Annotated in this window: 10 protein-coding genes and 1 pseudogene; 2 read left to right on the plus strand and 9 right to left on the minus strand. The window is 64.0% G+C overall.

Annotation, left to right across the window (positions count from 1 at the left end):
- Positions 1-26: 26 nt before the first annotated feature.
- From F0Q45_RS09890 to F0Q45_RS09915, 6 genes are all read right to left on the minus strand, one after another.
- Complete coding sequence (locus tag F0Q45_RS09890) at positions 27-413, minus strand: hypothetical protein (RefSeq protein ID WP_149653787.1); 387 nt, start codon at positions 411-413, stop codon at positions 27-29.
- 58 nt (positions 414-471) lie between these two features.
- Positions 472-1,758, minus strand: a complete 1,287-nt coding sequence (locus tag F0Q45_RS09895) for a DUF58 domain-containing protein (protein ID WP_149653777.1) — start codon at positions 1,756-1,758, stop codon at positions 472-474.
- Positions 1,742-2,713, minus strand: coding sequence for an AAA family ATPase (locus F0Q45_RS09900; protein ID WP_149653778.1), 972 nt, complete (start codon positions 2,711-2,713; stop codon positions 1,742-1,744). The genes F0Q45_RS09895 and F0Q45_RS09900 overlap by 17 nt, the downstream gene beginning before the upstream one ends.
- Positions 2,714-2,733: 20 nt before the next feature.
- Positions 2,734-3,216, minus strand: a complete 483-nt coding sequence (locus F0Q45_RS09905; RefSeq protein WP_149653779.1) for a hypothetical protein — start codon at positions 3,214-3,216, stop codon at positions 2,734-2,736.
- Positions 3,213-4,166 carry a DUF4129 domain-containing protein gene (locus F0Q45_RS09910; protein ID WP_149653780.1) on the minus strand — a complete coding sequence of 318 codons (954 nt, stop codon included), beginning with the start codon at positions 4,164-4,166 and terminating at the stop codon, positions 3,213-3,215. Before F0Q45_RS09910 ends, F0Q45_RS09905 begins: the two co-directional genes overlap by 4 nt.
- Positions 4,167-4,522: 356 nt before the next feature.
- Positions 4,523-5,125: a TetR/AcrR family transcriptional regulator gene (locus F0Q45_RS09915; RefSeq protein ID WP_149653781.1), complete on the minus strand. Its 603-nt coding sequence runs from the start codon at positions 5,123-5,125 to the stop codon at positions 4,523-4,525.
- A 43-nt stretch (positions 5,126-5,168) separates the two neighbouring features.
- Between F0Q45_RS09915 and F0Q45_RS09920 the strand changes: the two genes are divergently transcribed.
- Both F0Q45_RS09920 and F0Q45_RS09925 read left to right on the plus strand, forming a co-directional pair.
- Positions 5,169-6,305 (plus strand): phosphotransferase family protein, encoded by a 1,137-nt coding sequence (locus F0Q45_RS09920; RefSeq protein WP_149653782.1) that lies wholly within the window; start codon positions 5,169-5,171, stop codon positions 6,303-6,305.
- On the plus strand, positions 6,305-7,420 hold the full coding sequence (locus F0Q45_RS09925; RefSeq protein WP_149653783.1) for a hypothetical protein: 1,116 nt from the start codon (positions 6,305-6,307) through the stop codon (positions 7,418-7,420). Before F0Q45_RS09920 ends, F0Q45_RS09925 begins: the two co-directional genes overlap by 1 nt.
- 101 nt (positions 7,421-7,521) lie before the next feature.
- Here the strand turns inward: F0Q45_RS09925 and F0Q45_RS09930 are convergent, their stop codons facing one another.
- The 3 genes and pseudogenes from F0Q45_RS09930 to F0Q45_RS29170 all read right to left on the minus strand — a co-directional run.
- Positions 7,522-7,806, minus strand: a complete 285-nt coding sequence (locus F0Q45_RS09930) for a WXG100 family type VII secretion target (protein ID WP_149653784.1) — start codon at positions 7,804-7,806, stop codon at positions 7,522-7,524.
- A pseudogene (locus F0Q45_RS09935) lies at positions 7,803-8,093 on the minus strand (WXG100 family type VII secretion target). The gene F0Q45_RS09930 and the pseudogene F0Q45_RS09935 overlap by 4 nt, the downstream one beginning before the upstream one ends.
- 23 nt (positions 8,094-8,116) lie before the next feature.
- Positions 8,117-8,229 (minus strand): hypothetical protein (locus tag F0Q45_RS29170; RefSeq protein ID WP_444875256.1); only part of this gene is annotated, 113 nt, incomplete at its 5' end.

The raw sequence follows: 8,229 nt of genomic DNA on the forward strand, positions 1-8,229 counted from the left end.
GTTAAGTGCCACACCATCAGCAGTAATCAACCTATGAAGGGGCGGGTGGCCAACACGTAGATCGCTAGCACCGCCAGCGGCGCCAGCAACGGCAACCAAGGCACGTGCAGGGGAAAGGACGTCGCGACCAATCCGGCAAACGCAAACCCCGCGGCGGCCACCATCGTCGGCCAGCTGCCGAGCACACCGACGGAGGTTCCGACCGCGTAACGAGACACCAGGTAGGCGGCTGCGGAAAGCCCCGAGAGGGCGGCCAGCACAGGCGCCGGGCCCGACACCACGATCGCGAACACCGAAAACAGCACGGCAATCGATGCCGCCGGGCGTAACACGGCACCCACCGCCACGGCACTAGCAGCAGCGATCCCGGCGACCACTGCCGGCCCACGGACTCCAGCAGCTGAGGAGACCATCAGAAAGCCGAAGGCCGGAGAAATCACTCGGCCCAGAAAGTGGGTAGACGAAGCCACGTCAGAGCCTTCCCGGCGTTCCCGTTAGCCGTCCCCGCACCCGGCGGCGGCGGTCAGGCAGAGCGCTCATCGACTGCTCCAGTGGACGATCCTCCAGCCAGGACAGCACGTCGACTCCGATGGTGGCCATGTCGCGATACATCCCGGAGCGCTGCAGTGCCCACAGGCGGACCACCAGCGGATCTTGCTCGCCCTCGAACGGTGAGCTGCCGAGAACGTCGACAGCTACCACGACGTGTCCGCGTTTGCGCAAATCGATCAGCGCCAAGGCGAATTCGGTATCGAGCAATGTGGAGAACGCGATAACAATCGCACCGGCAGGAATGGCGGCACGCGGCGCCAACGTCCCAGTCGTCTTTTCGAAGCGCTCGCCGGCACCGAGCACGGTATCGAGCACTCGATAAAACTGCCGCTGGCCGATATCGGCCCCGAGCCACCGCGGGCGGTTGCCGCCGAGGGCGACAATTCCGGCGCGGTCACCGTTTCGCAACGCGGTCTGTACCACCTGAGCCGCGCCGCGCGCAATGCGTTCGGTAGCCTCGGTCGCCGGCCCTGGCGGCTGCCGATAGTTGTCGATGAGCACGATCACGTCGGCGGCGCGGTCGGTCAATCGCTGGGTCACATGCAATCGGCCACGCCGAGCGCTGACCGCCCAGTTGACAGCGCGCAGCTGGTCGCCTGGTACGTAAGGACGTATGTCGGCGTATTCGACGCCCGGGCCGATATACCGGGTGAGGTGGGCACCTAGGCGGTCGAGCAATTCGGTCTGCGGAATTGACGTCGATTGCGGTGGCGTCAGCGGAAACACGACGACTTCGGCGGCGTCGGCGGTTCCCGTCCCGGTCACCAATCCGCCACGCGCGACGACGTCGACCCGGGCCCGGATGGGATAGCGCCCCCACCGTGGTGCTGATACCGCAACGGTTTTCACGTTACGGGAGTCCGATTCGACAACGTCGACCTGCATTCCGGTAGGTGCTGACACGGTCACTTCGACTGACTCTGACTCGGACTGTTCTTTCGAACACTTTGTCGCCCAAAGCTTTACATGTACGTGCTCGTTCTCGAAGCAGCGCCGCGCATCCGGTTCCCCGTGTATCTGGATGGTCGGCACGGGTCGCTGCCAGTAGATTGAGCACAACACCCCGAGCAGCGGCGCCGCGAACGCGATGAGCTGCCACCGGTCAGCGATGACGGCGGCCACCAGCGCGACTCCGGCGCCAGTGGCAATCGCCCGCGTCAATGGTGAAGCGCGCCAGCGTAACTCGACTTCACGGGTTTCGATCATTCGGCCTATGAGTTCGTGGCACTGGCAAGCGCCGCAACAGTTCATCGATGATGTCGGCGCCCTGGATCTTTCGCACCCACATCTCCGGACGCAGGGTAATGCGGTGCGCGATCGAGGCAGTGGCCAGCGCCTTGACATCTTCGGGGATCACATAATCGCGGCCCAACAGCAGAGCACGGGCACGAGCGAGTTGGACCAGGTCGAGTTCTGCTCGTGGGCTGGCGCCCACGGCGACCTGCGGATGATGCCGGGTGGCGGTAGCCAGCGATACGACGTAGTGCAAGACATCCTCGTGAACAGTCACCTGCTCGACCGATTCTCGCATCGCCAGCAGGTCGTGCACATCAACGACCTGATTCACCGTCGGTTCGGCCGACCCGCGGTCGAGGCGTCGGCGTAACATCGCAGTCTCGTCCTGCTCGGAGAGGTATCGCAGTTCGAGCCGGATCGCGAACCGATCCAGTTGCGCCTCAGGCAGCGGATAGGTGCCCTCGTACTCGATCGGGTTGTCGGTGGCGAGCACGATGAATGGCATGGGCAGCTTGTGAGTCTTGCCGTCGATGCTGACCTGGCCCTCGGCCATCGCCTCCAGCAACGCCGCCTGAGTCTTCGGTGGAGTGCGGTTGATTTCGTCGGCGAGCAGCAGGTTGGTGAAAATCGGACCGGGCCGAAACTCGAAGTGCCCCGACTGCATGTCGTAGATGGTGGAGCCGAGCAAGTCGGCGGGCAACAGGTCGGGGGTGAACTGCACACGCTTGAACTCGAGACCTAGCGCGGCAGCGAACGAGCGGGCAATCAGCGTCTTACCCAAGCCGGGCAGATCCTCGATCAGAACGTGGCCGCGGGCCAGGACGGCGGTGAGGATGAGCGTGAGCGCGCCGCGCTTGCCCACCACGACGCGTTCGATTTCGTCGAGCACCGCCTCGCAGTGAGCGGTCGTCGTGCCAGACGGCATAGCAGCCGGCATAGTCCCTGTCATACCAGTTCCAATTTTTGCAGTATTGCTTCGAGCTTCTCACGGCCTGGGCCCGGCTGATGCTCGCCGCCACGCATGACGTTGTTCGGATTCACCCATTCCCACAGCTCGGCCCCGAACAGCATCCCCCCGGTGGCATGAAACGCCGCTGGATCCTTGGCCAGACGTTGACCCGTCGCGATTTCATAGCGGCGGGCAAGCATGGGTCGCAAGTGGCGGTCCCAATCCGCTCGGGTGGATTCCGACCACCGAATCGTCGTCTCGGTGGTGGATAGCCAGCGGCGCAATCCATCGCGGAGATCATCGTGGTCTGGCTCGGTCGCGGGTTGTGGTCCGTGTCCCAGGAAACGGCGGATGTTGAGCACCACCAAAGCCACGGCCACACCGGATGCCGCCAGCACAAACCGGCGATCAGGTACGGCCAATGCCAGCAGCTCTACACCTACAATGAGAAAAACGCCAAGCGAGATAAGCTTTTTCACACAGCACTCCCGTGGGTACGGGGCGCCAGTTCCTCAAGGACTAGCCGTAGGGCGCGTACCGCGGCATCGCGGTGCCCCTCGTTCATCACATGGGGACTAAACCGTGCCTCGGCAAAGAGGTTCACCAGCTGCGCGGCGTTATCGGCGTGCAGCGCGTGCCTTTCAACCGCGCGAGCCAGCACCTCGGTGGGGGTGTCGAAGTCTTGCGGTGCGGCTCCGGGAATGTGGGCGAGCTCGCGTTCCATCGCCAGATAGCAAGCAATAATCGCCTCTCGGGGATCGCGGTCAAGATCGGCCATCTCGGCCAGTCCACGTCGGGCTGCGCGCACAAGTGATTCCGCACGCTTCGGCGCCGGGGACTGCCCATCACCGTCGACGATGTCAGCTATTGTGGCGGCGCGCCATCGACGCCGCGACGTCAGTGCCGCCGCTGCCAGGATCAGTACAAATAGCGGAAGCGTCCACGCGAGCAGGATCTGCACGGTGTCTGCGTCATTGTCGGGCGAGGGTTGCTGCGGCGGTGCAGCGGTGCTGCGCGTCGGTGGTGCGCCGAGATCGGTTGGCGGCGGGGGCGTAGTAACGTCGGGCGGCGCCACTAAGTGGGACAGCAGCATGGCAATCAGCAGCCAACCCGCGATCACTCCCAAGCCGATGAGCAGCACCCGCCAACTGGCCTGTCCCTTGCGACCGCCCAGCATGTCGGACAGATCCCCCGCGCTCGGCGCCGTCGCCCGCGGATCCCGCAATCGCGCGATGACCGCAAACGCCATCAGCGCGACACTGGCACCCAGGGCCCCTATCACGAACGTCAGCGCAGCCCGCCCGCTGCCAGGCTCGGCCCGCGAACTGCCGTCGTCGCCGGGAAGATAGCCACGCAGAGCCGCAGCAACCAAAATCAACAACACAATCACGGCGACAACCCGTCGAGTTGGTTTGTCAATACCGGGCATCTGCATACCTGCCTGCTGCCGTCGCGGCACGGCCTTTCTTCATAGTGGCATGTCAGGATCGCATATCGCCACGAAGTCGGACTCTGGCCGACTCTGGCCGACTCTGGGCATAGCCCGGTTGCCGCGCGCCACCAGGGCACCGCTAACGGCAGCATCGCGGTGGTCACGCTCGTAAGCTCGTCGAGCGTTCGCATTACTTGCGCCGAGATCGACGTAACCGTCACGCCCTTCTCGCACTTTCCCGCGCTGGCGTCGACCTCGACGCCAGCGGAAGCTTGCCGTCGAGATTCTGGACGTGACCGATCGTGCGCCCAAGTGACCACGCCCGCGTCGGCCAGCGCCACCCTGCCGCCGCGTCATCGGGTCACCCCATGTGCGACGATCGCAGCGGTTTGATCCACCCACTTGTCGTCGAGCTTGTTGTCCGGGTACAGCAGCATCCGCAGCATCGTGACTCCCCCGATCAACTCGATCAATAGGTCCGGGTCGACATCGGGATGCGCCTCGCCGCGGTCAACAGCTTCCTGCAGGCGGACCCGCACCGCGGTGAACACGTCAGCGAAGCGAGCCAGCACCCGTGCGCTGAGCTCAGCGTCGGCGGTCATGTCGGCCACCAAACCGGGCAAGGCGGCCCGCACCACCGGGGTGGTGAAGACATCGCGGGTGGCCGCGATCATCATTCGGATATCAGCGGCAATGTCGCCGGCCGGGACCTGCAATGCAGTGGGAGCCACCGGGAACGCTGCCTCATGGACCAGCTCGGCCTTACTCGACCACCGCCGGTACAACGCCGACTTGGTGGTCCCGGCGCGTTCCGCGACGGCAGCCAGACTGAGGTTCGAATAGCCGATCTGCACCAGCAATTCCGCGGTCGCCGCCAAAATGGCCGAATCGATGCGCGGGTCCCGGGGCCGCCCGGCGCCGGGGGCCTTGTCAACGGAAGACCGGTCTGCTTTCATAACGCTACCTACCGTATCGTAATTACCTCGCGAAGGAAGACCTGTGGCTGATGAATCGGCGGTCGAGGATATCGGCCGCCTGCAGCGCTCGAGCCGCGACATCACCACCTTGCCGGCGGTGCTGTCGTGCTGGTTGTCCAGCGTGTTGCCTGCCGGCGCCGCACCCAACGTGATGGTGGAGAGCGGCGTCGATTCGACGGGCATGTCCTCAGAAACCATCATCCTGACCGCGCACTGGCAACGTGACGGCAAACCGATAACTCAGAAAATGGTGGCACGGGTGGCGCCGGCCGCCGAAGACGTGCCGGTGTTTCCGACCTATCGACTCGACCACCAATTCCAGGTCATGCGGCAGGTGCGGGAACTGACCGATGTCCCGGTTCCGACGGTGCGCTGGATCGAGACCACCGGGGATGTACTGGGGACACCGTTTTTCGTCATGGATTATGTCGACGGCATGGTGCCGCCCGACGTCATGCCCTACACCTTCGGCAACAACTGGTTCGCCGACGCCCCGGGCGAGCGCCAGCGCGAATTGCAGGACGCCACAGTCGCGGTGCTAACCAAGCTGCATTCGATTCCCAACGCAGAGAAAGTTTTTGGGTTTCTTACCGAAAGTTGGGCCGGCGATAGCGCACTGCGCCGCCACTCCAATTGGGTGCGGTCCTGGTACGAGTTCGCCTCGCTGGGAATTGGCCGATCACCGCTGATAGAACGTTCTTTCACGTGGCTGGAAGAGCACTGGCCAGACGAAGTGGCTGCGCGCGAGCCCGTGCTGTCGTGGGGTGATGCTCGGCTAGGCAACGTCTTGTATCGCGACTTCCAACCGGTGGCGGTGCTGGACTGGGAAATGGTGGCGTTGGGCCCGCGTGAGCTCGACGTCTCTTGGATGATATTCGCGCACATGGTATTTGAGGAGCTCGCTGGTCTGGCGAGGCTACCGGGCTTGCCGGCGGTGATGCGAGAGGAAGACGTCCGCGCCACCTATCAGCGACTGGCGGGTGTGGAACTTGGTGACTTGCACTGGTTTTACGTGTATTCGGGCGTCATGTGGGCGTGTGTGTTCATGCGCACCGGAGCGCGCCGGATTCATTTCAGCGAGGTCGAGGAACCCGACGACGTCGAATCGCTGTTCTACCACGCGCCGTTGATGAAACGTCTTATCGGAGAGGATGAGTAATGCTCGGCCCGCTAGACGAGTATCCGGTACACCAGCTGCCCCAGCCGATCGCCTGGCCAGGCTCCTCCGACCGCAACTTCTACGACCGGTCTTACTTCAACGCCCACGACCGCACCGGCAACATCTTTGTGATCAGCGGTATCGGCTACTACCCCAATCTCGGGGTGAAGGACGCATTCTTTCTCATCAGGCGCGGAGATACCCAAACCGCGGTCCATCTTTCCGACGCTGTCGACCAGGACCGGCTTCATCAGCACGTCAACGGCTATCGGATCGAGGTTGTCGAGCCACTACGCAGACTGCGACTCGTTCTCGACGAAACCGAGGGCATTGCCGCCGATCTCACCTGGGAGGGGTTGTTCGACGTCGTCCAGGAACAGCCGCACATCTTGCGGTCCGGCAACCGGGTGACGCTGAATGCCCAACGGTTTGCCCAGCTGGGCAGCTGGAGGGGTCGGATCGCAGTCGACGGTGAGGAGATCGCGGTGGACCCTGCTACCTGGATCGGCAGCCGCGACCGGTCCTGGGGCATCCGGCCGATCGGCGAGCCCGAGCCAGCGGGGCGGCCCGCCGACCCACCCTTCGCGGGTATGTGGTGGCTATACCTGCCGATGGCCTTCGACGAATTCGCCGTCGTGCTGATCATCCAGGAAGAGGCCAACGGGTTCCGCTCGCTCAACGACTGCACCCGGGTCTGGCCCGACGGACGCGTCGAGCAGCTGGGCTGGCCGCGCGTGCAGATCCACTACCGCTCCGGCACCAGGATTCCGATTGGGGCAACCATCGACGCGACTACACCCGACGCCACGCCGGTCCACTTCGACGTGGAGTCCAGACTACCGGTCCCCACCCACGTCGGAGGCGGCTACGGTGGTGACTCGGACTGGTTGCACGGAATGTGGAAGGGCGAGAAGTTCGTCGAGCGACTGAGCTACAACATGACCGACCCCGCGATCATCGCCCGGTCCGGCTTTGGAGTTATCGACCACGTAGGCCGCGCGCTGTGCCGCGACGGTGATTCCGATCTGGTGGAGGGCTGGGGCCTTTTCGAACACGGCGCCCTGGGACGCCATGACCCATCGGGATTTACCGATTGGCTCACGGTGGCGCCGTAGCAACACGCTGGCTCGTTGCCGATTGTGGATTCAGGCTTCTAAAGGTGCGCTACCGGCGCGCGTAACCCGCCTCACGTTACCCGCGCCGGTGGCAGCCGCGCCTAGGCCCAGCTGGATCCGACTGCGGAGTCGGTTTGGGCCATGTTGGTGCCGGCAGCTTGCACTTTTTGGCCGTGGCTGTTGGCTTGTTCGTAGATCACTTGGAAGTTACGCCCCAACTGGGTGATGAACTCCTGACACGCCACCGACCCGGCTCCACCCCAACAGTCACCGGCCGCCAGCACATCACGCACGATGGCCTGATGCTCGGCCTCCAACGACGCCGCCTGAGCCCGAATCGTGGCCCCATGAGCATCCACATCACCAAACTGGTAATTAATCGTCATCGCCGCATCCCTCTCCAGCTGCTCAAGACCTGCTGCGAAGCCCGCTCTTGCTGCTCGTAATTATTGGCATACGGAGCAACCCATCACGCACCCCATGCAACATGTCCACGTGTCCAACGAGGTGGCCTCGGCCAACCCGCTCCACCCCGCACCAGAGATGCTCTGCGACCCCAACTGGGTGAAGCCCACGTCCGGCGGGCCTCATCCTCGACCGTCTGCGCATACACCTCAAAACGACCCGCCATGTGGCGCATCGCGTGCGGATCGGTCATAAACCGCGTGGTCATTACCTGCTGTCCTTTCCCTCGCCCTAGCCGACACCGGTCCGCGGAATCACACTGGGCCGCGTTTGCACCACATGCGGATTAGCCCCACCCCGACCCATCATCGCGGCGGGCATTACACAACTGACGCGGCCGGCGG

This window comes from Mycobacterium simiae (genome assembly GCF_008370645.1).
Lineage (GTDB): Bacteria > Actinomycetota > Actinomycetes > Mycobacteriales > Mycobacteriaceae > Mycobacterium > Mycobacterium simiae_A.

What these genes read in the sequence shown, in the direction of transcription:
- F0Q45_RS09915 (WP_149653781.1), bottom strand. Translation starts at nt 5,125, where the DNA reads ATGAAAGCAGACCGGTCTTCCGTTGACAAGGCCCCCGGCGCCGGGCGG.
- F0Q45_RS09890 (WP_149653787.1), bottom strand. Translation starts at nt 413, where the DNA reads ATGGTCTCCTCAGCTGCTGGAGTCCGTGGGCCGGCAGTGGTCGCCGGG.
- F0Q45_RS09895 (WP_149653777.1), bottom strand. Translation starts at nt 1,758, where the DNA reads ATGATCGAAACCCGTGAAGTCGAGTTACGCTGGCGCGCTTCACCATTG.
- F0Q45_RS09910 (WP_149653780.1), bottom strand. Translation starts at nt 4,166, where the DNA reads ATGCCCGGTATTGACAAACCAACTCGACGGGTTGTCGCCGTGATTGTG.
- F0Q45_RS09925 (WP_149653783.1), top strand. Translation starts at nt 6,305, where the DNA reads ATGCTCGGCCCGCTAGACGAGTATCCGGTACACCAGCTGCCCCAGCCG.
- F0Q45_RS09900 (WP_149653778.1), bottom strand. Translation starts at nt 2,713, where the DNA reads ATGCCGTCTGGCACGACGACCGCTCACTGCGAGGCGGTGCTCGACGAA.
- F0Q45_RS09930 (WP_149653784.1), bottom strand. Translation starts at nt 7,806, where the DNA reads ATGACGATTAATTACCAGTTTGGTGATGTGGATGCTCATGGGGCCACG.